Below are 22,071 nucleotides of genomic sequence, written 5' to 3'. Positions count from 1 at the left end.
TCCTTCCTTACGCTGCGGAGGCGCCTCCATGCCCGATTTCTCCATGGCCCTCAACGAGGACCAGATCCAGCTCCAGAAGTGGGTCCACGACTTCGCAGAGAACGTCGTCCGGCCGGCCGCCCATGAGTGGGACGAGCGGGAGGAGACCCCTTGGCCGATCATCGAGGAGGCGGCCAAGATCGGGCTGTACTCGCTCGACTTCGTGGCCAACATGTTCGGCGACCCGACGGGCCTGTCGGTTCCGGTGGTCATGGAGGAGATGGCGTGGGGCGACGCCGGCATCGGGCTGGCGATCTTCGGCACCACGCTAGGGGTCGCCGGCATCTTCTCCAGCGGCACCCCCGAGCAGATAGCCGAGTGGCTGCCACAGTGCTTCGGGACACCGGACAAGATCGCACTGGCCGCCTTCTGCGTGTCCGAGCCCGACGCCGGCTCGGACGTGAGCGGTATGCGAACCCGCGCCGTCTACGACGAGAAGGCGGACGAGTGGGTGATCAACGGCACCAAGACCTGGATCACCAACGGTGGCATCGCCGACGTTCACGTCGTCGTTGCTGCTGTGGATCCGGAGCTGAAGGCTCGGGGCCAGGCGAGCTTCATCGTGCCGCCCGGGACCAAGGGGCTTTCGATGGGGCAGAAGTTCAAGAAGATGGGCATCCGCGCTTCGCACACCGCCGAGGTGGTGCTCGACGATGTGCGCATCCCGGGTCGGCTGGTGCTGGGGGGCAAGGAGAAGCTGGACGCCCGCCTGGCACGTGCCCGCGAGGGCAAGACCGGGCAGCGCGTCCAGGCCGCCATGTCGACCTTCGAGACGACCCGGCCGGCCGTGGGTGCGCAAGCGGTTGGCATCGCCCGCGCCGCGTACGAGTACGCGCTCGAGTACGCCAAGGAGCGCAAGCAGTTCGGGCGGGCGATCATCGAGAACCAGGCGATCGCCTTCAAGCTCGCTCAGATGCGCATGAACACCGACGCCGCCCGCCTGCTGGTGTGGAACGCGTCGTGGCGCGGCATGAGCGGAACCGGGTTCGAGGCGGCCGAGGGCTCTCAGTCGAAGTTGTTCGCCGGAGAGAACGCGGTGCGGGTGACCGACGACGCGATCCAGATCCTCGGGGGCGCCGGCTACATCCGCGAGCACCCGGTGGAGCGGTGGCACCGTGACGCCAAGATCTTCACCATCTTCGAGGGCACGAGCGAGATCCAGCACCTGGTCATCGCCCGGGCCATCTCGGGGATGCACATCAGCTAGGGCTCGGTGCCAGATCCCGGCAGGCGGCGGCCGGGCCTTGCCAGACCCGGCCGTGAGACCTTCTGGGTAGCCTAGATATGCCCTGAGACCACCTAAGTTACCCAGTTGCGGGCGCAACTACCGCGGCCGGCGCCGTCTAACCGGCCAGCTGGCGCGTGAACCCTGTCGCCGGCGCCGTCTAACCGACCAGCCGGCGGTGCTCCACCTCGCGGCCGCGCGCCACGAGCACGTCGTGCACCAGCGCCGGCGGGAACAGCCCGTGCCCCACGACCCCCGGCACCGACTCGAGCCACGCGGCCACCGGCGCCGGGTCGCCGACCTCGCCGTGCCAGTCGGCGATCAGACCGCCGTCCGGCGACGCCGGCGCACCTTCGCGCATCTCGGCGCCGGCCAGGCACCTCAACGTCGCAGCCACCCCGAACGCCAGGATCTCGACCGGGATCGGGGCTGCCACCCGCTCGACGAGCTTGTCGGACGAGACGATGACGACGAAGCGGCCGGCGGCCGAGGCGACCACCTTCTCCCGGACGTGCGCACCGCCGCCCCCCTTCACGAGCCAGCCGTCGGGGGCCACCTGGTCCGCGCCGTCTATCGCGATGTCGAGCCGGTCGATCCCAGCGAACGGCACGACAGTCAACCCCAGCTCTGAGGCCTGCGACTCAGTCGCCCGGGAGGTCGCCACGCAGGTGAGATCGATCCCTCGCCGGGCCAGCGCCGGCAGCAGGTAGGCGACGGTCGAACCGGTGCCGAGCCCGACCGTCATGCCGGGTTCGACCAGCGCGGCGGCGGCTTCGGCCGCCGCCCTCTTCTCCAGTTCGGCGCTCTCGACGCCCTCGCCGCTCTCTATGTTCTCGCCGCCGGGACCGCCGTCCCTCGTGCCCCCGACAGCGCCCCCGGCCCGGGTCACGCCAGCCGGGTGTGCGGCACCGACGACAGGCGGCCGGTCTCCTGCAGCTCCCTGACCGCCGGCACCGGATCCGGGTCAGAGAACAGCTGCCCGTCGCCGAGGTCGGCGTCGCGGCCGGTTGCGTCTGTGACCCACCAGGAGGCCTCGAGCGCGATCCCGTTGGGGTCGGTGAAGTAGATCGAGCGAATGAAGCCGTGGTCGACGACGTCGGTCACCTCCGAGCCGGCGGCCTTCAGCCGTGCGCGCAGCGAGAGGAGCGCCTCCTCGTCGGGCACGTTGAACGACACATGGTCGAACTGCACCGCCCTCCCGTCCGGTACTCCCGCTGGCTTCGCGAACGGATGGAGCTGCACCCCCCGGTACTCGAAGAACGCGACCGTGTTCTCGGGGCCGATCTCGAAGAAGTAGTGCCGAAAAGACTTGTTCCCCAGGTGCGCCACGAGCCTCGCGCCGAGCACGCCGTGGTAGAAGCGAACGGTTGCGTCCATATCCGTGGTGACCAGCGCTAGGTGGTTGATGCCCCGCCAGCGCGGCATCTCGGACTCAGACAGGTGAGCATCGTCGGCCATGCACACAGCCTACGAAACGCTCGTAGGCTGTGCCCCGATTCTTCTACGTGCCGAGGAGGCCAGATGACGATCGCCGCCGGCGACAAGATCCCCGACGTCAAGGTTCAAGTCCCTGGGCCCAACGGTCCCGAGGCAGCTCAAACCGCTGATCTGCTGGGCAGCGGAACGGTGGTGCTGTTCGGGATCCCCGGGGCGTTCACCCCTACGTGCAGCGACCACCACCTGCCGGGGTTCGTACTGCGCGCGGAGGACCTTCACGCGAAGGGGGTCGACACCATCGCCTGCGTGTCGGTCAACGACGCGTTCGTCATGAAGGCCTGGGGTGAGGCCAATGACGTCGGCGACAAGGTCAAGCTCATCGCAGACGGCTCCGCACTGTTCACCAAGGAGATCGGCCTCGACGTCGACCTCACGGGCGGTGGGCTAGGCGTCCGTTCGAAGCGCTATGCCGCGATCCTCAAGGACGGGGTAGTCGTCGACATGGCCGTCGAACCGACCCTCGGCCTCGACGTGAGCAGCGCCGAGGCGGTCCTAGACCGCCTCTGAATCGCGCGGCGTCAGCAGGTACGTCGACGAAGCCTTCGCGATCAGCCGGCCGTCGGTGTCGGTGATCTCGGCTTCGACGAACGTCACCCGTCGGCCGCCTCCGATCACACGAGCGGTGCACGTGTAGGTCTCGCCGACGGGCGCAGCTCTGACGAAGCTGATCTTCAGTTCGGTGTTGGCGGTGTACGCCTTGCGTCCCTGGAGGTTCGTCACGGTCGACGTGGCCATCGCCGAGTCGGCGAAGGATGCCAAGAAGCCGCCCTGCACCACACCCATCGGGTTGGCCATGTGCTCGCCGGCGCGCATCTGCCACACGGTCACGCCGGGAGTGGTTTTGTCCAGGCAGACCATGCCGAGCGTCAGATCGCAGCTGGGCGGCACGCGGGGGCCCGCGCTCAAGAGCCGGTCCCTTCCCGCGTCGCGCCGCCGGGTAATCCCCGCAGACCCGCCCAGGCGAAGTCGGCCAGTTGTTGAGCCAGCCGGTCCCCCTCCGCCTTGCTCAGCTTGGCGTCACCCGCTTCGCTCTGGGTCACCCAGTGCCGGCCGGCGACCTCGGCCAACCCGACGATCGCGTAGCCGAGGAGGTGACGATGCTCGCCTTCTATGTCCGCGTCGATAAAAGAGCCGATGGTCGCGGCAACGCTCTCCTCGAGCTTTCTGACCGAGTCGGCGAACTCGTCGGTGCGCCGGGCGCCACTCCCGAACAGCAACTGGAACCCGGCCGTCTTGTCGCGCACGAACTTGAAGTAGGCGCAGAAGCCGGCGAGGACGCGCCGGAACGGAGCCGTTTCCGCGGCCGCGCTGGTGGCGACGGCTTCGAGAAGTTCCTGGCCGACCGTGTCGAGCAACTCGCGGTATAGCTGCCTTTTGGAGTGGAAGTGCTGGTAGAGAACCGGCTTCGTGACCCCAGCGGCGTCAGCTATGTCGTCCATCGAAGTTGCATGGAACCCACCGGCAGCGAAGCGCTCGATCGCCACGTCGAGCAGCTGGCTGCGCCTCTGCGCGGCGGGGAGTCTGTGGCGCAGCTCGCTGATCTTCGGCTGGGTCACCGGGCTGTCGGACCCCTTCAAGTCCATTCTTCTCTTTTTGTGTAATTGACCGCTTCGTCCAGCTGTGCAGGAAGCGGGTCACGTGCGCCGAAATCCTGCCATGTGAGGCCGCCCAACCCGTCGCCTGCCCGAGTCACGTCGCGCCCTCCAGAGCCGCTTCGGCCACGGCCTGCTCGCCGCCCGGGCACGAGCCTACTTGCCGTCAAGGCGCGCAGGCGGCGCTTCCGCCTCATGCCCCCCGCCGGCCGGTAGCGCCCCGATCGAGGCGAGCACAGCGCCGACTCTCGCCGGCAGGTCGTCGATCGACAGGTGGCGCCTGACAACGGTCTCGTTCCTCTCCAGCAGCGACGTGTCCGGCTCCTCCAACCACGAGCGCAGCTGCGCCGGATCAGCCGTGTCGAACCACGCGAACCCCAGTTCGCGCAACTCCGCCGCGACGGGATAAGGACCGACCGCCACCGGCCTCTTGTACACCGCCGCTTCGACCGGAGGATTCCCGAACCCCTCCCACACCGACGGGAACACGACCGCGTCGCAGGCGGCGTACGCGTGCTCCACGCCGGCGGCGCCGCGTATCGGAGGGACCGGACCGCGAAAAACCGGGACCTTCGCGCCGGCGAGGACGCGTTCGAGCTCGGGCCCGTATCCCTCCTCCACCGGGCCGAGGATCCAGTAAGCGGCGTCGATCGCCTCGGCGAGCGCCAGCCCGTCGGGAACGCCTTTCCTCGCGATGGCGCGGGTCGGCTGCAGGAGCAGTCGCACTCCGTCGCCGATTCCGAGGTTGCGGCGGGTCAGGTTGCGGTCTCCGGCGGGCGGATCGAGCCGGAAGGCGTTGCGGACGACCGTCGCCCGGATGCCGTGGGAGGCGAGCTGCGCGCGGGAGAGGTCGTTGATGGTCACGTGCGCCCAGGCGGCGTCGTCAGCCGGCGGTGGATGGCCGGCGAATCGCGCCCGCTGCCAGGGCAGGTCGTGGTGGCGCATGACCGCTGCACGGCCTCTGAGGGCGTCGGCGACAGCCCGGGAGGCGGCAGGGTTGAGCGGGAGCGAGCACAGGTTCTCGACTATGGCCACGCTGACGCCCCGGAGAGCCTCCTCGAGTTGCCTCGCGTCCACTGGGGGCGCGTGGGAACCGGTGAGCCACTCGCCCGGAGAGAGCCCGGGGATCGTGACGTCCACGGGGCCGTCGCCGGCGATCGTCACCACGTCGAACCCGAGCTGCCCGAGTGCCCACTGCCATTTCGCGGCCTCAACCGAGACGCCGTCGGCGCCGCCCAGGCGGAACGAGATGCTGGCCGCGACCGGCCTCAACTGCTCGCGGCTGCCCGGCGGCGGCGCCGCCAGCCGGTCGGGTTGACACTTACCAGCATCGTCGCCACGCCGGCGGCGAGAAGGAGGTCGCCCGCCGAGAAGACCTCGCCCAGCGCCGGTACCGCCACGACGTCGCCGAGGGCGGTCAGGTGATCCGCCGGTCCCTGACCGTGGTGGCGCGGACCGAAGCCCGACGCCGGCGGAAGGCCGCGGACAGGCATTCCACCGTCGACGGCCATCACCGTCAGGTTGGCCACGAGACCGACGATCACCAGCACGGCGCCGGCGATCGCCAGGTTGCGCGCGGCGAAGCAGATCAGCAGGGCGTAGCCGGCGATCAGCAGCGCGAGCCCGGCGGCACCGCCGACCCACAACGACGAAACCAGCTCGCACATCGCCCCCGCGCCGAGCGCGAGCGGCCAGCGGAACGGTCCAGGCCAAACCGCATCCCGTGTAACCGGCACGGGATCGAAGCTAGCCGCGGGCGGGATTCGGGCAGCTGATGCCATCATGGACGCCGACCATGCAAGGAAACGCGCTCGTCCTCCACTCGCCGGTTGGCTTCGTGGTCGCTTTCGGCGCGGGCATCATCTCGTTCCTGTCGCCCTGCGTGCTGCCCCTCGTACCGTCGTACCTGTCCATGATGTCGGGCGTCGGCGCCGCCGACCTGGCGGTTGCGACCAAGCCTGACCAGCGCCGGCTGCTGCGGTCGACGCTGCTGTTCGTGGCGGGGTTCACCGTCGTGTTCGCCCTCATCGAGGCCACCGCGTCGGGGATAGGTCAGGGTCTGCGCAACCACCAGGGAGCTCTCGACACCGCTGCGGGTGTGGTGATAATCGCCGGCGGGGTGCTGCTGGCGGGTGTCGTGAGGCCGGCGTGGTTGATGCGCGAGCGTCGTTTCCACGTTTCGCCGTCGCAACTGGGCGAGTGGGCGGCACCGGTGATGGGGATGGCGTTCGCCGTCGGCTGGACGCCTTGCATCGGACCGGTGCTGGCCGCTGTTATCGGCCTGGCCAGCTACACCCACACGCTGGCTAGGGGCGAGGCCATGCTCGTGGCCTACTCGCTCGGCCTCGGGGTGCCGTTTGTCGTGGCAGGCGTGGCGTTCGGCCGGATGGCCGGCCTGCTCCGCTTCGCGAAGACGCACGTCAGGGCCATCAATCTCGTCTCGGGGCTGCTCCTCGCAGGGCTGGGTGTGCTGCTGGTCACCCACAGTCTCCACCTTCTGTCGACGTGGTTCTCCGACGTCCTCGACGCGATCGGATTAGGCCGCCTGTCCAGCGTCTAGCGGGACGCCCCGGATGGCAGCGGGTGACCGGTTGTAGGTACGGTTTATGCGGCCGCCATGGACCCCGTCATCTGTTTTCGTTCTGCTGTTGCTCTGGTCGGCCGATTCCCCGTCCTGGCGGGCGTGGACCTCGAGGTGGCCGCCGGCGAGATCGTCGCGGTCGCAGGCGCCAACGGCGCCGGCAAGACCAGCCTCTTGCGGGCTTGCGCCGGCCTGCTTCCAGTGGTCGCGGGCGAGGCCTGGGTGCTCGGCGAGGACCTCGTCTCCAATCCGAGAGCCGTCCGGCGGCGGGTGGGCATGCTCGGCCACTCCAGCTTCCTCTACGACGACCTGAGCGTCGCGGAGAACGTGCGCTTCGCCGTCCGTGCCGCGCGTGGTTCGCTCGACAAGGTCGCTCCTTCGCTCGAGCGCCTCGGTCTGACCGGTCGCCTACCCGACACGCCGGTCGCAGCGCTGTCCGCCGGGCAGCGCCGGCGCGCCGCCATCGCGGTGCTCGTGGCGCGCGACCCCGAGGTCTGGTTGCTCGACGAGCCTCACGCGGGGCTCGATTCCGAACATCGTGACGTGCTGGACGCGGCTGTCCGCGAGGCTTCGGCGCGCGGTGCGACCGTGGTGCTGGCGTCCCACGAGCACGAGCGCGCTCGTTCGCTCGCTGCGCGGACGGTGACCCTCGCTGGCGGCGCCACGAGCGTCGACGTGATGTCTTTGCCCCCGAGGAGCCCGGCGAATGTGGCGTGACGCGCTCCTCGTGGGAGGGAAGGACTTGAGGGTCGAGATGCGCAGCCGGGTTACCACGACACAGGTGGCTCCGTACGCCATCCTCGTCCTGCTGCTCTTCGGCTTCGCGTTCGACCAGAACCACACGCTTCTCTCCAGGGTGACACCGGGTCTGTTCTGGGTGGCGGTGCTCCTGTGCGCGCTGCTGTCGGTGCAGCGCAGCTTCGCGGTGGAGGCGGCGGACGGGGCTCGCGATGGTCTTCGGCTGAGCGGTCTGGATCCCGCCGGCGTGTTCCTCGGGAAGGTCGCCGCGGTTGCGGTGCAGCTAGCGGCTCTCGAGGTCATCCTCGGGGTCGGGGTCGTGGTGCTCTTCGGGACCGACCTGACCGATCCGGGTCTTCTGGTGCTGAGCGCTGCTGCTGCGACGGTGGGATTGGCGGCCGCCGGCGTGGTGTACGGGATGATGGCCGCGGGCCTTCGGGTGCGCGAGACGCTGCTGCCGCTGCTCGTTCTTCCCGTCGTCGCCCCGGTGATCCTGGGTGCCACGCAATGCTGGATGGCGGCACTGGGCCTATCCGCGACCGATGGCTGGCGCTGGCTCATCCTTCTCGGAGCGTTCGATGCGATCTACCTCACCCTAGGCGTCGTAGGGTTCGCGACGCTGCTGGAGGAAGCGTGAACGGCACCGCGGACCGCGTGACCCGCGTGCTAGGCGCGGCGTCTCTCGTCGCCGTCGCGGTGACGGCATGGCTGGGCCTGGTGGTGTCGCCGCCGGACGTGACACAGGGCCAGCTGGTTCGGCTCATCTACGTGCACCCCGGCGCGGCTACCGCCTGCTACGCCGGCTTCGGCCTGTGCGCGCTCGCGAGCCTCGCTTACCTGTGGCCACGGACCCGCAGCCGGAGGTGGGATCGCCTCGCCGCCGCGTCGGCGGAGGTGGGTGTGCTCTTCTGCGCCATAACGCTGGTGTCGGGTTCGATCTGGGGCCGGGGCTCCTGGGGGGTGTGGTGGACGTGGGACGCGCGCCTGACGTTGACGGCGCTGCTGTTCGCTGTGTTCGTTGGCTACCTCGCGTTGCGCCGGACCGGCGGGGACCCGGACTCGAGGGCCCGGCGTTGCGCGATAGCGGCCGTCATGGCGGCGGTGCTCGTCCCGGTCGACCATGAAGCGACCACGTGGTGGCAGACGCTCCACCAGGGCAACACCCTGCTGCGCTCCAACCCGAGCATCCATGGGTGGCAGCTGGTCAGCATGCTGGCGTCGTTCGTGGCGTACGCGCTGCTCTTCTCGTGGCTGCTGGTCCACCGATACCGGGTTGAGGTGCTCGAGGACCGCTTCGAGGAAGATGGCTTCGCGGCGGCCCTGATGGAGCGCCGCGCCGAGGGCGGTGTGATCGCGCCGGCGGGAGTGGCCCCGCGCGTGGGCGCGGAGGTCGAGCTGTGAACGGGTACGTCGCCGGTGGTTGGGGGGCCACGGCTGCGCTTGTCATCGTGTACGCCTGGCGGACCATCCGCCGCGGCAAGGTGCTCGCGCGTCGCTCGGCTCCGAACGGCGAGAAGACGTGGCGCTGAACACGGCGACCGACTCATCGTTGCCTCTGGCCGGCGGGGGTGTGCCTCCCGCTCCGCGCCTGCGCCGTCGCGCCTACCTGACCTCGTGGCGCCGGCGCGCCGTCGCGGGGATCGTCGTTGCCGGGGCGCTCGGTTTTCTGCTCTTCGAGGGGCTAGACAACGCCACGGTGTACTTCAAGACAGCCGACCAGGCGGTCGCCGACCGCTCGTCGCTCGGCACGCGGCAGTTCCGCATCGAAGGGACGGTGGAACCCGGCGTCGAGCAGGCCGGCGGGATGACGAAGTTCTCGATCATCGCCAACGGGGTCAGCGTTCCCGTGGTGGACGGCCAGCAGCCGCCGCAACTGTTCAAGCCCGGGATTCCGGTCGTCCTCGAAGGTCACTGGCAGGGCGACGTGTACCAGGCCGATCAGATCATGGTGAAGCACTCGGCGAGCTACACCGAGGCGCACCCCGACCGGCTGAAATCGCAGCTACCGCAAACCCCCACGACCACGGGGACGCCGTGAACGCGGCGATCGGTGAAGCCGCCGTCCTACTCGCCCTTGCCGGCGCCGTCATCGGTTGTGGCGTGCTCGTGACCGGTCTCGTCAGCGGCCGGGAGAACCTCCTGCGGGTGGGACGGACGTACACCTGGGTGATCCTGCTCGGAGCGGTCGTCGCGACGGCGGCGTTGGAGCACGCGCTGTGGACGCGCGATTTCTCCCTGCAGTACGTCGCCAACAACGACAGCCTCGCGACACCACCTGTGTTCCGCATCACCGCGATGTGGTCCAACCTCGCCGGCTCGATCCTGCTTTGGGGCCTGATACTGGCGCTGTACCTCGCAGCCGTAGCCTTCCATTTCCGCCGCCGGACGGCCGACGCGCTTGTCGGCTGGGCGACGGCGATCGGTTTCGCGGTAGCAGCCTTCTTCTTCGGCCTCATGGCGACGGTGTCCAACCCGTTCGCGACAATTCACGGTGCCACGCCGACCGACGGGCCCGGTCCGGACCCGTTGTTGCAGAACCACATCCTCGTCGCGTTCCACCCGCCGATGCTCTACCTCGGCCTGGTCGGCTTCACCGTCCCGTTCGCGTTCGCGTGCGCCAGCCTCATAACCGGCAGGGTGGGCGAGGGCTGGTTGATCGAGACGCGCCGGTGGACGCTCTTCGCGTGGGCCTTCCTCACCGCCGGCGTGATCCTCGGAGCGTGGTGGAGCTACGAGGTGCTCGGCTGGGGCGGGTACTGGGCGTGGGACCCGGTCGAGAACGCCGCCTTCATCCCTTGGCTGACCGGCACAGCGTTCCTGCACTCGGTGATGGTCCAGGAACGACGCGGCATGCTACGAGTCTGGAACCTGTCACTCGTGATCGCAACGTTCGCGCTGACGATCCTCGCGACGTTCCTAACCCGGTCCGGTGTGCTCCAGTCGGTGCACTCGTTCGACAACACGGGGATCGGCGCGGCCCTGCTTGCATTCTTCGGCGTGATAGCCGCCGGAGGGATCGCGCTCATCGCGTGGCGCGGCGACCGGCTGCGTTCGCCCGGCGCGATCGATTCGCCTCTCTCACGAGAAGGGGCGTTCCTCGCCAACAACCTCCTGTTCGGTGCGTTCGCTCTCATAGTGCTCCTCGGCACGATCTTCCCGCTTATAGCGCAGGCGCTCGCCGGGCAGAAGATCACGGTCGGGGCCCCGTACTTCGACCGGATGACGATGCCGGTCGTGGTGTGCCTGCTGTTCTTGATGGCGATCGCGCCGGTGCTGCCGTGGCGCAAGGCGTCGGGAGAGCTGCTCCGCCACCGCTTGTTCTGGCCCGCGTGCGCGGCGGCGGGTGTTCTCGTCGCGTGCGTCGCCGGTGGCGTGCGCGGGCTCAACCCGCTGCTCGCGTTCGGGCTCGGTGCTTTCGCCGGCGCCTCGGCGTTGCGGCAGGTTGTCCTCGCCACCCGCCGGCAGGGTTGGCGCGGTTTCGTCGGAAGGGCGAACGGGGGGATGATCGTCCACCTCGGAGTCGTGATGATCGCGGTCGCGTTTGCTGCGAGTCATTCGTTCGCCCATCAGACCCAACTGTCCCTGAAGCCCGGCCAGACCGCGCATTTCGACGGGCACACGTTCAAGTTCCTGGGGATGCGCAGCGAGAGCTTCGCCACCCACAGCGCCGTCGCAGCGGACGTTCGCGTCGACGGGGGAAAGGTGTACGCCCCGGCGATCAGCGACTACCCCTTCGCCAGCGAGGAGGTCCCCACTCCTTCGGTGCGCACCGGGCCGGCAAGCGACATCTACCTGACGCTGGACTCAACGCCGCCGGCAGCGGGCGGGCCGGTCGTGGTCGGGGTGATCGTGGAGCCGCTTGTCATGTGGATCTGGGTCGGCGGCGGCGTGATCATCGCCGGCGCGGCGCTCTCAGCGTGGCCCGGCAGGCGCCGGCGTAGGCCGACCGACCCGGTCGGCGCCACGGTCGGTGCAGAGGAGATCCCGGTCATGGTGGGAACCCCGTGACGTCCACCGCAGACGCGACGGTCGCGACCCGCGGCCCGCGGGGCACGAGGCGCACGGTGCTGTGGGTGTCCGCCGGTGTGGGCGCGGTGATCGCGGTGCTGGTGGCGGTTCTTGCATCTTCGAGCCCCGCCAGCCAGGTGACCGCGCAGAGCCCGCTCGTCGGGAGGCCGGCGCCGGCGATCAGCGGCAGGGTCGTCGGCGGGACCGGAAGCGTCACCCTCTCGAGCTTCTCGGGGAAGTGGGTGCTGGTGAACTTCGCGGCCAGCTGGTGCGTGCCGTGCAGGCAGGAGATGCCCCAGCTTCTTGCCTTCCAGCGCGACCACTCCTCCGGCGACGCCACGATCTTGACCGTCGCCTACGACGACCAGGACATCCCGAACCTCGCCAGCTTTCTGAAAGCTCAAGGTGCGACCTGGCCCGCCGTCGACGACGGGTCGGCGGTGGTCGACTACGGCGTCGGAGGGCTGCCTGAGAGCTACCTGGTGGACCCGGCAGGCACTGTGATCGCGAAATACGTGGGCGGGGTGAACGCAGCGCAACTCGACGCGGTGATCCGGAGTTCGACCAAGCTGTGAAGACGGTCCGTCGCTGGATTCCTTGGGCGGTGCTGCTGATCGTCGTGGCCGTGGCGCTCGCCATCGGGGCCAACCGGTCCGGTACGGATACGAGCCTCGACGCGAGGACGATGCACATCGCGTCTGAAGTGCGCTGCCCCGTCTGCGAAGGCCAGTCGGCTGCCCAGTCGCCGGCGCCGGCGTCGGTGCTGATCCGCAAGCAGATCCGTGAGGACCTGCAAGCGGGCGAGTCGGAGAACCAGATCTTGGCGAGCCTGGTGAACGCATACGGCGTTGGGATCCTGGAGAAGCCCGAGGCAAAGGGCGTCGGCGTCGTGGTGTGGGTCGTGCCGGTGATAGCGGTGATAGCGGCGGCAGGCGGGTTGGTGATCGCGTTCCGTCGTTGGGGCAGGAGGTTGTCGCCTGAAGCTCCGGACGAGTCGGACCGAGCGCTCGTCGAGCAGGCCCTGCACGGCTGAGATGTCCTACCGCGAGGCTTTGGAGGAAGAGCGCGATTTCTGCCTGCGCTCGCTGAAGGATCTCGACGTGGAGTTCGCCGCCGGCGACATCGACGACGCCGACTACCACACCCTCCGTGACTCGTACACGGTTCGGGCGGCCGCGGCCCTGAAAGCTCTCGGCGACGTTCCCCCCGCGAGCGAGCCATCTGCGCCTGTCGAACTTTCTCTCAACGGCGCGGCCGCTACCCCTGATCCGCCCAGGTACAGGACGTCCTGGCGCCGGCGTGCGGGCGCAGCCGTCGGTGTCGTGGTGGTCGTGGCGGGAGCATGCTGGGCTGTCGTCGAGTCGTCGGCGACTCGTCTGCCGGGCCAGCAGATCACCGGCCAGGCTCTCGGCTCCGAGCAGGTGGCGGCTCAGCTGCTGGCCGCGCAGAAGGCGATGTCGAAGGGTGACGACGTCACGGCTTTGAAGGCGTACCAGAAGATCCTCGCCTCGCAGCCCCGCCAGCCGGAGGCGTTGACAGGGGAGGGCTGGTTGCTCGCCCAGACGCAGCAGCCCGCCTTGCTCAAGGAGGGCCTCGGAATGCTCTCGGCCGCCGAGCGCGCCGCGCCGGACTACGCGCCCGCTCATCTCTACAGGGGGATCGCGCTGCTGAGCGAGGACGACTACGCGGACGCGATCCCCGAGCTGCAGTGGTACCTGGGTCACTCGCCCGACCCTCAGCTGGCACCCAAGGTGCGCCAGGCGTTGCAGCAGGCGCAGGTGCGGGCGTCGCAGCAGTAGCGCCAGAGAACCTCTTAACCGGGCGCCATAGCGCGCAAGCGGGCGACGACCGCCGGAAGTGCCTCGCAAGCCATCCGCACGTCCTCTTCGGTCGTCGACCATCCCGCGGTGAAGCGGAGGCTGTGGTCGGCATCGGCGCCGATCGCCTCCAGGACCGGCGAAGGTTCCAAGGATTCGGAGGAGCACGAGCTGCCCGAGTGCGCAGCCACGCCGGCGCGGTCGAGCCCGACGAGCACCGGTTCTGCCTCCACGCGATCGAGGCCGACGCAGAGGAGCCCGGGCAGGCGGTCGCGTTCGTCGCGAGGACCGAACGCCTCCACGCCATCGATGCACAGCGCGACATCGCGGAGCTGCTGCATGAGCCGGCGCGCCGATTCGGCTTCGCGTTCGAGAGTCGAGGCGAGCTCAGCGGCGGCGGCGCCGAAGCCCGCGGCAGCCGCGACGTTCTCGAGGCCGCCTCGCCGCGCGCGCTCCTGCATTCCTCCGGCGATGAACGGGGGCACCCGGAGACCGCGACGGATCAGCAGGACCCCGCAACCGCGCGGACCGCCGAGCTTTGCGGCGGAGACGGACAGGAAGTCGGCTCCCAGTTGATCGAAGCCGATCCGGACGGACCCCGCTCCTGCGGCCGCGTCGACGTGAAGTAGCACCGCGGACTCGCGGCACACCTCGGCCACCTCTTTTACCTTCTGTATGGTCCCGATCTCGTGGTTCGCGAGCTGGCAGTGCACGAGCGTCGTCGGGCGCTCGGCGATCGCTTCGGTCACCCCGTGAGGATCGATCATCCCGGCACGGTCAACGGGAAGCAGGCGGATCTCCGCTTGGCGCTCCGACGCCTCTCGTACAGCGCTGTGTTCGACGCCGGCGAGCGCGATGCGGGGCCGCTCCTTGCCTGACTCGGACCATCGCGCGACAGCTCCGAACACCGCGGCGTTGATCGCCTCCGTCGCCCCCGACGTGAACACCACCTGGCGTCCTCGCGTCCCGAGAAACGCCGCAACCTGCTCGCGTGCCTCCTCGAGGGCAGCCCTCGCCATGTGACCCTCGGTATGCACCCGCCCGGGATCGGCGCTGTCCAACCACCGGATCATCGCCTCCTTCGCCGCTGGCCGCAGCGCCGAGGCCGAGCCGTGATCGAGGTAGGCCCGGGCCAATGCCGACCTTGCTAGACGAGGCTGACGCAGGCGTCGTCGCCGAGGGCCCGGGACGACTCGGTCGAGATGACGGCCTCGCCGTAGAGCGCGCTGAGCATTCCCCGCACCATGCCGCGATCGACCGCGCAGATGACGGGATGCTGGCGGGCGGTGTCGAAGAAGGGGCAGGAGTCCTTGATCAACGCCAGTGAGCCCCCACGGGCCTCGGCATGCGCTTCGAAGCCGTGCGCGGTCAGCGCGTCCGCGATGGCGTGCAGCGCGGTGCGGAAGGAGCGGTGCTTCTCGCCCGGCGACATCTGGTCCGCGAGGCGCCGGCCGTAGGTCTCACCCACCGACTCCGCCATCTGCTCGGCCTCGCCGGGCGGCACGAGCGCGAGTGCTTCGCCGAGGAGCATGATCAGCAGGTCGTCGCCGCGGCGCTGCGGGGTCAGGCCCGCTTCCACCGCCGACTTGCGGTAGCGCTTCGACGGCCGGCCCGCCCCCCCGCCGGCTGGGCGCAGCACGTGTACGTCGAGGTAGCCGCCGGCGGAGAGCTTGTCGAGGTGGTGGCGCGCAACATTGGAGTGAAGAGCGAACTGCTCGGCCACCTCCGACGCGGTGACGCCATCGTCGTGTTCGCGTACGTAGAGGTAGATCTGGCGACGGGTCGGGTCTCCGAACGCCGAGGTCACGGCGGCCACGGCAGCTGAGAACTGGGCTCCGGTCAGGCCTCCGTCGCCGGAGCCTGAACCGGCAGGCGCGCAGGGGCCGGCTGAGGCGGCAGTGACCGGGGAGGCAGGAGCGGCGGGGGGCTTCGCCACACGGGTATTCTACCTATCGTCATAGTGAAAATCCTGGAGTAGTAGATGGCGCTGACCGGAGTCAATGAGAAACGGGTCCTCGAGGCCCTGCGCCCGGTCACGGACCCCGAGCTCAACGTGAGCATCGTCGACCTGGACATGGTGCGCGGCGTCGACATCCGTCGCGGCCAGGTCACGGTGACGATCGCGCTCACGGTGCCGGGTTGCCCGATGAAGGACGAGGTGACCCGCCGCGTCCGCTCCGCGGTCGAGGGGGTCAAGGGCGTGCGAGAGGTCGCCGTCGAGCTCACCTCGATGACGCCGGCGGAGCTGGAGGCTGTCAGGGTGAAGCTGGCCGGACGCGGGGAGTCCGACCCCGCGGCCTGGGCATCCACCGGGGGGGTTCAGGCTGGTGGCGGTCCAGCAGCCGCCACAGGCGCCGGCCACCAGCACGGCCCGGCGCGCCGGCCCTTGGGTCACGAGGAGGGCCGCGCCAACCAGTTCGGTCCCCGGAGCGCAACGCGTGTCATCGGCATCAGCTCCGGCAAGGGCGGCGTCGGCAAGTCGTCGATCACGGTGAACCTCGCGGTTTCGCTTGCACGCCAGGGCCACGACGTGGCGGTGCTCGACGCGGACGTCTACGGGTTCTCCGTCCCGGGCATGCTCGGCGTGCACGAGACACCGACGGTCAAGGGCCAGAAGATGACCCCGCCTGTCGCGTTCGGCGTCAAGTGCATGTCGATGGGATTCTTCATCGACGACGAGCAGCCGGTCATCTGGCGAGGCCCGATGCTGCACAAGGCACTCGAGCAGTTCCTGGTCGACGTCGACTGGGGTGACCCGGAATTCCTGCTCGTCGACATGCCTCCCGGTACCGGCGACGTCGCTCTGTCGATGGCTCAGTACCTGCCGACGTCGGAGGTCTACGTCGTCACGACCCCGCAGCCCGCCGCACGCCGCGTGGCGCAGCGGAGCGCTTTCATGGCCAAGAAGCTGAACCTTCCGCTGCGGGGGGTCATCGAGAACATGAGCTGGATGGCCGGACCCGGGGGGGAGCGGCAGTACCCGTTCGGCCAGGGAGGGGGAGAGGAGCTCGCGGCAGCGCTGAAAGTGCCATTGCTGGGGCAGGTGCCGCTGGACCCGTCGTTGCGGCAGGGCGGCGACGAGGGGAGCCCGGTCGCCGCCACGGATCCCGAATCGGAGGCCGGCAAGGCCTTCACCGAGATCGCGCGGGCGCTGGTCGCCCGGGGGCGCCCGCGGGTGTTCCACCCTGAGCTCACCCTTGGCTGAGCGTGAGCCAGAAGCGGACCGTCGGGGCCCGAGCGGCCCGGCGCTTGCGCCAGGAGTGGACCGTAGGGGCCCGAGCGGCCCGGCGCTTGCGCCAGGAGCGGACCGTCGGGGCCCGAGCGGCCCGGCGCTTGCGCCAGGAGTGGACCGTAGGGGCCCGAGCGGCCCGGCGCTTGCGCCAGGAGTGGACCGTCGGGGCCCGAGCGGCCCGGCGCTTGCGCCAGGAGCGGACCGTCGGGCAATCCCTGGGGACGGCGGTCCCCGTACAACAAGGTGCCGTGGACTCCGCGCCCGTTCATCCCGACCCTGCAGGCGTTCAAGACTCTGCAGGGGTTCTTCCTGACCCCCGGGCGGGAGCGACTCGCGGGACGCCAGTAGGCCGGCGTGTCGTACTGGGCATGCTCGGCCTCGGGGCGGTAGGGATCGTCGCCGGGAAGCGAATCCAGGGCGGGCTCGACTCTCTGCTGGCACCGATCCAGCGATCCGACCCCACGGGCCTCACAGGCTTGCTGCCGGGCGACTCGTTCCGGATCTATACCGTCACCGACGGCTTCCCAACCGTCTCCGACGCCGCCTACCGGCTCCGGGTGGACGGACTGGTGCGCAACCCGTTCGAGCTCGGTCTCGCCGACCTCCGCTCGCTGCCGGCGACGCGGCTGGTGAGAGACTTCCAGTGCGTCACCGGCTGGAGGGTGCCAAAGGTCCACTGGGAGGGTGTGGCGCTCTCCGCTCTGCTCGACCAGGCCGGAGTCGAGTCTCAGGGCAAGGCGCTGCGGATCGAGTCGTTTGACAGGCAGTACACGGAGAGCCTGACCTTGGCTGAGGCGAACCGTCCCGACGTGATCGTCGCCTACTCGATGCTCGGAGGGCCGATTTCCGTGGAACACGGGGGACCCGTGCGCCTGTACGTCGCGCCGATGTACGGGTACAAGTCGCTCAAGTGGCTCTCGCGTATAGAGGTCGTCGACCAAGTCGAGCCCGGCTACTGGGAGACCGTGGGCAACTACGACGTCGAAGCGTGGGTCGGCAGGAGCAATGGCCGTAACGACCCGTCCACCTGAGCCCCGGCCGGGTGCCCGTGGGGGCACCTCGCTGCTGCGATTCGACGCGGTCGAGCGCGCCGTCCACTGGGTGAACGCGGCGCTGTTCGGCGTGCTGATCGCGACCGGTGCAGCGCTGTACATCGCACCGCTCGAATCGATCGTGGGGCGGCGCGCCCTGGTGGAGAACATCCACGTGTACTGCGGGTTGGCGTTGCCCGTGCCGCTCGTGGTCGCCCTCGCCGGCTCGTGGGGAAGAGCTCTGCGGGCCGATCTGGTGAGGCTGAACAGGTGGTCGGATGCCGACCGTGACTGGATGAGGACCCTGCTGCGCGGCGGGCGCGACCGGTGGCGGTTGCTGGACGGCGCGCGGATCGGGAAGTTCAACCCCGGCCAGAAGCTGAATGCAGCGTTCGTCGCCGGCGCCGGCCTGGTGATGCTGGCGACGGGAATCGTCATGCGCTGGTACCACCCGTACCCGCTCGGATGGAGGACCGGCGCCACTTTCGTGCACGACTGGCTCTCGCTCGCTGTTGGCTTGGTCGTCGTAGGCCACGTCGGGATGGCGTTGCGCGACCCCGACGCGTTGCGGTCGATATGGACGGGGCGGGTGCCTGGAAGCTGGGCGCGTCGCCACGCGCCGGCATGGCTAGAGGACGAGGACGTCCCGCCGGACGGACCAGCGCCGGGACGGCCCGGGCCTGGCGCAGCGGAGGTCACACCCCGCCGGTAGCTTTGCCTCGTGACCGACACCAGCCGGGCCGAGGAGTGGGCCTCCACCATGGTCGGCCACTTGTCGCCGGGCGGCGTGCGCCTGGCCCACGCCGGCGACGATGCCGTTCGGGTGGAGGTGTCGCCGCTTCGCCGGGAAGAGCGTGAGCAGCTCGAGGCAGCCCAGCTGTCGAAGGGGGCGACGTTGGCGGCGGGAGCGGGCGACCGGGCCGTCCCCGAGGAGCCGGACGGGTGGCGGACGTGCTTCGAGCGCGACCGTGACCGGATCCTCCACTCCCCGGCCTTCCGGCGCCTGGCAGGCAAGACTCAGGTGTTCGTGTTCCCCGCGGACCACCAGCGGACACGCCTCACCCACGCCCTCGAAGTGGCGCAGGTAGCGTCGGCGATAGCGCGGGCCTGCCGGCTGAACGTGGCGCTGGTGGAGGCCATCGCGTTGGGTCACGACTGCGGCCACGGACCTGGGGGCCACGCCTCTGAGGACGCGATGCAGTTGTTCGTGCCCGGGTTCGACCACGCCGTATGGGGCGCCGACGTCACCGCCGCTTCGTTGAACCTCTGCACCGAGACGCTCGACGGGATCCGCAACCACTCCTGGTCGCGGCCCGCCCCTTCCACGCCCGAAGGGCAGGTGGTCGGGATCGCCGACCGCATCGCCTACTGCGCGCACGACCTCGAGGACGCAGTCCACGCCGGGATCGTGTCGACCGACAGCATCCCCCGGGCCATCGTCGAGGCTTGCGGCACGCGCCGGTCGGAGCAGCTGGGGACCTTCATTTCGGACGCGATCGCCACGGTCGGGACCACCGGTCTGGTCGGCTTGTCCCCGCCGGTTGCCGACGCGCTCGCGGATCTGCGCCGGTTCAACCACGAGCGGATCTACCTGCGCGACGAGTCGGTGGCCCAGGCGGAAGCCGTCATCGCCATGCTCAGGGCCCTGGTCGAGCACTACGTCTCGCATCCTGAGCACCTGCCGGCCGACCTGAGTGAGGGCGGCGGCCGGCTGGCTGCTTCGGTCGGCTACGTGAGCGGCATGACCGACCGCTTCGCGTGCACGCAGGCGGTCGCGCTCCTCGGGTGGCCGGAGAGCCGCCTGCCACGAAGCCAGTACCGCGACTGAAGCGCAAGCAGCGATCGCCACGCCGGTCCTCGCCTGTCCGGCGCCTACGATGGTCTCGCAAGCTCATCAAGGAGAATCTCCGTGGACGTCCGTATCGGTGTCACCCAGACCCCAAAGGAGATCGAGGTCGAACTCCCCGAGGGGACCCAAGCCGACGCGATCGCCGACCACATCGACAAGGCGCTGTCAGCGGAGAGCGGTGTCCTCTGGTTGACCGACCGGCGCGGGCGGCGTGTGGGGATTCCTGCCGCCAAGGTGGCCTATGTGGAGCTCGACACCAGCAGCGAAGACCGCCGGGTGGGGTTCGGCTCAGCGGTCCGCTGATCCGGGGCCGGAGAGGAACCGGATCCCGGCATGGTCGACCTGCTGGACCGCAAGCTGATCTTCGTCACCGGCAAGGGAGGGACCGGTAAGACGACCGTCGCCGCCGCGCTCGCGTGGCTGGGAGCGAGCCGCGGCAAGCGGACCCTCGTGTGCGAAGTGGACGCGAAGGGCAACCTCTCGGACTTCTTCGAGACGGGACCGACCCGGTTCGAAGAACGCGAGATCGCTCCGAACCTGTGGGCCATGTCGATGGACACCGAGGCGTCCCTCAAGCAGTACCTGTCCTTGCAGCTCAAGATCCCCCTGGTCGCCAAGGTCGGACCCCTCGCCAAGATGTTCGACTTCGTGGCGTCGGCCGCTCCCGGCGTCCGGGAGATCGTGACCGTCGGGAAGCTCTGCTGGGAGGTCCGAGAGAGGCACTACGACCTGGTCGTGGTCGACGCTTCCGCCACCGGGCACATCATCGGGCAGCTCTCGGCACCGCAGGCGATCAACCAGCTGGTTCAGGTCGGCCTGGTGAGGCAGCAGACGGGCTGGATGCTGGAGATCCTCGAAAACCACGCCACGACCGGCCTCGTGGTCGTCGCCACGCCCGCCGAGATGCCCGTCAACGAGACGCTCGATCTCACCGGCCGCCTGCGCTCCGAGACCAAAGTGGATCTCGCCGCTGTCGTGGTGAACCGGGTGCTGCCCGAGTTGTTCGGCCGCGGTGAGGAGGAGGTTTTCGACAGGCTCGACTCGTCCGAAGGCAGGTCGCTCCTCGACGACGCGTTGGGTGGGCCGAGCGCGCCGCTGCTGCAAGCGGCACGGCTCACCGTGACCATGCGGCGTTCGCGTACAGAGCACCTCGAACACCTCCGCGACGCGATCGACCCGTCGGTGCCGATGCTCTACCTCCCGTATGTTTTCTTCCGTTCGCACGGTCTCCGGGCGACGCATCAGATAGCAGACTCGCTGTCCGCAGAGCTGGGGTATTGATGGCCAGGGCGGAACAGGACCACGTGTCGAGCATCGATGCGCTCCTTGGCTACAAGGAGATCGTGATCGCCTGCGGGTCGGGTGGTGTCGGCAAGACGACGACCGCAGCCGCGGCCGCGGCCATGGCGGCCGTCCACCACGGAGGGAAGGTTCTCGTCGTGACCGTGGACCCGGCGCGGCGGCTCGCCAACGCTCTCGGTCTCGATGGCCTTGGCAACACCGAGACCCGGGTCGACCCCGACGCATTCAAGGCTGCGGGCGTCCGACCACGCGGTGAGCTGTGGGCCGCGATGCTCGACACGAAGCAGAGCTGGGACGCGCTGGTTCGCAGGCATGCACCCGACCGCGAGACGGCCATGCGGATCCTGTCAAATCCGCTCTATCAGAACATCTCCGGCAAGTTCGTGCAGAGCCACGACTACATCGCGATGGAGCGGCTCTACGAGATCCATTCCGAGGGGAACTTCGATCTGATCGTCGTCGATACGCCGCCGACGCGCAACGCAATCGACTTCATCGAGGCTCCTCAACGCATGGCCGAGTTCTTCTCGTCGAGGCTGCTGCGCCTCTTGATCGCCCCGTACCGCTCGCGGATGGTGAACATGGCGGCGCGTCCCTTCTATCAAGTCGCGGACCGCGTGCTCGGATCGCAGTTCCTCGAGGACATCGCGGAGTTCTTCATCCTGTTCCAGACCATGTACAGCGGGTTCGTCGATAGGGCCCGCTCGGTGGAGAGGGTGCTGCGCGACAAGAGGACGACGTTCATCGTCGTGAGCACGCTCGAGGCCGCACCCGTCAGGGAGGCCGAGTTCTTCATCCAGGTACTGACCTCCAAGCGGTTCCACCTCGGCGCGCTCGTGCTGAACAAGGTCCTGCCCGATTACCTGCTCGACGAGGACGCGGAGCGCCGGGCTGTCAGGCTGTGCGACGACGGTCCGGAGCTGGCGGCCTCAGCCGGTATCGCGGCGTCCTTGGGTGTCGACGACTCCCAGCTCGGGCGGGTGCTCGCAGAGGTGGGGGAGAACTTCAGGAACTTCGCGGTGGTCGCTCGCCGGGAGGCGGCGCAGCGCAAGGAGCTCGAGGCACGTCCGGACGTAGTCACATCGGTTCCGGAGTTCGACTCGGACATACACGACCTGCCGGGCCTGTTGCGTCTCGGCGAGAAGATCTGGTCGTAGGAG

At 69.2% G+C, this 22,071-nt stretch carries 27 protein-coding genes; 19 read left to right on the top strand and 8 right to left on the bottom strand.

All coding sequences use genetic code 11. The annotated features are described in order from the left end of the window. The first annotated feature begins 28 nt into the window (after positions 1-28). Positions 29-1,246, top strand: coding sequence for an acyl-CoA dehydrogenase family protein (locus tag VNF71_06435; GenBank protein ID HVA74185.1), 1,218 nt, complete (start codon positions 29-31; stop codon positions 1,244-1,246). Positions 1,247-1,424: 178 nt separating this feature from the next. On the opposite strand, the gene rpiA is transcribed toward VNF71_06435, so the two are convergent. Together rpiA and VNF71_06425 are read right to left on the bottom strand one after the other, a co-directional pair. Beyond that, complete coding sequence (gene rpiA, locus VNF71_06430; protein ID HVA74184.1) at positions 1,425-2,153, bottom strand: ribose 5-phosphate isomerase A; 729 nt, start codon at positions 2,151-2,153, stop codon at positions 1,425-1,427. Further along, positions 2,150-2,722, bottom strand: coding sequence for a VOC family protein (locus tag VNF71_06425; GenBank protein ID HVA74183.1), 573 nt, complete (start codon positions 2,720-2,722; stop codon positions 2,150-2,152). Before VNF71_06425 ends, rpiA begins: the two co-directional genes overlap by 4 nt. A gap of 63 nt (positions 2,723-2,785) precedes the next feature. Here VNF71_06425 and VNF71_06420 point away from each other — a divergent pair, with 63 nt between their 5' ends. Then, entirely contained in the window at positions 2,786-3,268 is a 483-nt protein-coding gene (locus VNF71_06420) for a peroxiredoxin (protein HVA74182.1), read from the top strand. Here VNF71_06420 and VNF71_06415 read toward each other — a convergent pair. The 4 genes from VNF71_06415 to VNF71_06400 all read right to left on the bottom strand — a co-directional run bounded on the left by VNF71_06415 (position 3,254) and on the right by VNF71_06400 (position 6,089). Beyond that, on the bottom strand, positions 3,254-3,667 hold the full coding sequence (locus tag VNF71_06415) for a PaaI family thioesterase (protein HVA74181.1): 414 nt from the start codon (positions 3,665-3,667) through the stop codon (positions 3,254-3,256). The genes VNF71_06420 and VNF71_06415 overlap by 15 nt on opposite strands. Then, positions 3,664-4,344, bottom strand: a complete 681-nt coding sequence (locus VNF71_06410) for a TetR/AcrR family transcriptional regulator (protein ID HVA74180.1) — start codon at positions 4,342-4,344, stop codon at positions 3,664-3,666. Before VNF71_06410 ends, VNF71_06415 begins: the two co-directional genes overlap by 4 nt. A gap of 165 nt (positions 4,345-4,509) precedes the next feature. Further along, a complete protein-coding gene (locus VNF71_06405; GenBank protein ID HVA74179.1) occupies positions 4,510-5,625 on the bottom strand; it encodes a glycosyltransferase in 1,116 nt (371 codons plus the stop codon). Then, positions 5,622-6,089 (bottom strand): DUF5317 family protein, encoded by a 468-nt coding sequence (locus tag VNF71_06400; GenBank protein HVA74178.1) that lies wholly within the window; start codon positions 6,087-6,089, stop codon positions 5,622-5,624. Before VNF71_06400 ends, VNF71_06405 begins: the two co-directional genes overlap by 4 nt. Positions 6,090-6,127: 38 nt before the next feature. Here VNF71_06400 and VNF71_06395 point away from each other — a divergent pair, with 38 nt between their 5' ends. Genes VNF71_06395 through VNF71_06350 form a run of 10 tightly spaced genes read left to right on the top strand, consistent with a single transcriptional unit; the run spans position 6,128 to position 13,479 of the window. Next, complete coding sequence (locus VNF71_06395) at positions 6,128-6,913, top strand: cytochrome c biogenesis protein CcdA (protein ID HVA74177.1); 786 nt, start codon at positions 6,128-6,130, stop codon at positions 6,911-6,913. Between the two features lie 57 nt (positions 6,914-6,970). Continuing rightward, positions 6,971-7,651 (top strand): heme ABC exporter ATP-binding protein CcmA, encoded by a 681-nt coding sequence (gene ccmA / locus VNF71_06390; protein ID HVA74176.1) that lies wholly within the window; start codon positions 6,971-6,973, stop codon positions 7,649-7,651. After that, entirely contained in the window at positions 7,641-8,309 is a 669-nt protein-coding gene (locus VNF71_06385) for a heme exporter protein CcmB (GenBank protein ID HVA74175.1), read from the top strand. The genes ccmA and VNF71_06385 overlap by 11 nt, the downstream gene beginning before the upstream one ends. Continuing rightward, positions 8,306-9,073 carry a cytochrome c biogenesis protein CcsA gene (gene ccsA, locus VNF71_06380; GenBank protein ID HVA74174.1) on the top strand — a complete coding sequence of 256 codons (768 nt, stop codon included), beginning with the start codon at positions 8,306-8,308 and terminating at the stop codon, positions 9,071-9,073. Before VNF71_06385 ends, ccsA begins: the two co-directional genes overlap by 4 nt. Then, the gene (locus tag VNF71_06375) at positions 9,070-9,201 is read left to right on the top strand and encodes a hypothetical protein (protein ID HVA74173.1); all 132 of its coding nucleotides are present in this window, start codon (positions 9,070-9,072) and stop codon (positions 9,199-9,201) included. The genes ccsA and VNF71_06375 overlap by 4 nt, the downstream gene beginning before the upstream one ends. Beyond that, positions 9,192-9,710, top strand: coding sequence for a cytochrome c maturation protein CcmE (locus tag VNF71_06370; protein HVA74172.1), 519 nt, complete (start codon positions 9,192-9,194; stop codon positions 9,708-9,710). The genes VNF71_06375 and VNF71_06370 overlap by 10 nt, the downstream gene beginning before the upstream one ends. Beyond that, complete coding sequence (locus tag VNF71_06365; GenBank protein HVA74171.1) at positions 9,707-11,680, top strand: heme lyase CcmF/NrfE family subunit; 1,974 nt, start codon at positions 9,707-9,709, stop codon at positions 11,678-11,680. Before VNF71_06370 ends, VNF71_06365 begins: the two co-directional genes overlap by 4 nt. Beyond that, complete coding sequence (locus VNF71_06360; protein ID HVA74170.1) at positions 11,677-12,255, top strand: TlpA disulfide reductase family protein; 579 nt, start codon at positions 11,677-11,679, stop codon at positions 12,253-12,255. Before VNF71_06365 ends, VNF71_06360 begins: the two co-directional genes overlap by 4 nt. Continuing rightward, positions 12,252-12,713 (top strand): cytochrome c-type biogenesis protein CcmH, encoded by a 462-nt coding sequence (locus VNF71_06355; GenBank protein ID HVA74169.1) that lies wholly within the window; start codon positions 12,252-12,254, stop codon positions 12,711-12,713. Before VNF71_06360 ends, VNF71_06355 begins: the two co-directional genes overlap by 4 nt. Before the next feature lies 1 nt (position 12,714). Then, on the top strand, positions 12,715-13,479 hold the full coding sequence (locus tag VNF71_06350; GenBank protein ID HVA74168.1) for a hypothetical protein: 765 nt from the start codon (positions 12,715-12,717) through the stop codon (positions 13,477-13,479). A gap of 14 nt (positions 13,480-13,493) precedes the next feature. Here the strand turns inward: VNF71_06350 and VNF71_06345 are convergent, their stop codons facing one another. Both VNF71_06345 and VNF71_06340 read right to left on the bottom strand, forming a co-directional pair. Further along, complete coding sequence (locus VNF71_06345; protein ID HVA74167.1) at positions 13,494-14,633, bottom strand: aminotransferase class V-fold PLP-dependent enzyme; 1,140 nt, start codon at positions 14,631-14,633, stop codon at positions 13,494-13,496. 11 nt (positions 14,634-14,644) lie between these two features. Next, positions 14,645-15,433, bottom strand: a complete 789-nt coding sequence (locus tag VNF71_06340) for a helix-turn-helix domain-containing protein (protein HVA74166.1) — start codon at positions 15,431-15,433, stop codon at positions 14,645-14,647. A gap of 45 nt (positions 15,434-15,478) precedes the next feature. Between VNF71_06340 and VNF71_06335 the strand changes: the two genes are divergently transcribed. From VNF71_06335 to VNF71_06305, 7 genes are all read left to right on the top strand, one after another. After that, positions 15,479-16,702: an Mrp/NBP35 family ATP-binding protein gene (locus tag VNF71_06335; GenBank protein ID HVA74165.1), complete on the top strand. Its 1,224-nt coding sequence runs from the start codon at positions 15,479-15,481 to the stop codon at positions 16,700-16,702. 2 nt (positions 16,703-16,704) lie between these two features. Further along, the gene (locus VNF71_06330; GenBank protein HVA74164.1) at positions 16,705-17,760 is read left to right on the top strand and encodes a molybdopterin-dependent oxidoreductase; all 1,056 of its coding nucleotides are present in this window, start codon (positions 16,705-16,707) and stop codon (positions 17,758-17,760) included. Next, the gene (locus tag VNF71_06325) at positions 17,735-18,472 is read left to right on the top strand and encodes a cytochrome b/b6 domain-containing protein (GenBank protein ID HVA74163.1); all 738 of its coding nucleotides are present in this window, start codon (positions 17,735-17,737) and stop codon (positions 18,470-18,472) included. The genes VNF71_06330 and VNF71_06325 overlap by 26 nt, the downstream gene beginning before the upstream one ends. A 9-nt stretch (positions 18,473-18,481) precedes the next feature. Continuing rightward, entirely contained in the window at positions 18,482-19,588 is a 1,107-nt protein-coding gene (locus tag VNF71_06320; GenBank protein HVA74162.1) for an HD domain-containing protein, read from the top strand. Positions 19,589-19,669: 81 nt separating this feature from the next. After that, the gene (locus tag VNF71_06315; GenBank protein HVA74161.1) at positions 19,670-19,912 is read left to right on the top strand and encodes a DUF3107 domain-containing protein; all 243 of its coding nucleotides are present in this window, start codon (positions 19,670-19,672) and stop codon (positions 19,910-19,912) included. A 30-nt stretch (positions 19,913-19,942) separates the two neighbouring features. Continuing rightward, the gene (locus VNF71_06310; GenBank protein ID HVA74160.1) at positions 19,943-20,890 is read left to right on the top strand and encodes an ArsA family ATPase; all 948 of its coding nucleotides are present in this window, start codon (positions 19,943-19,945) and stop codon (positions 20,888-20,890) included. Then, entirely contained in the window at positions 20,890-22,068 is a 1,179-nt protein-coding gene (locus tag VNF71_06305) for an ArsA-related P-loop ATPase (protein HVA74159.1), read from the top strand. Before VNF71_06310 ends, VNF71_06305 begins: the two co-directional genes overlap by 1 nt. The last annotated feature ends 3 nt before the right edge of the window (positions 22,069-22,071 follow it).

The sequence above is a fragment of the Acidimicrobiales bacterium genome (assembly GCA_035533095.1).
GTDB lineage: Bacteria > Actinomycetota > Acidimicrobiia > Acidimicrobiales > Palsa-688 > DATLUM01.
Note: the sequence above shows the minus strand (reverse complement) of the source record. Positions and strands in the feature narration are given on the sequence as shown.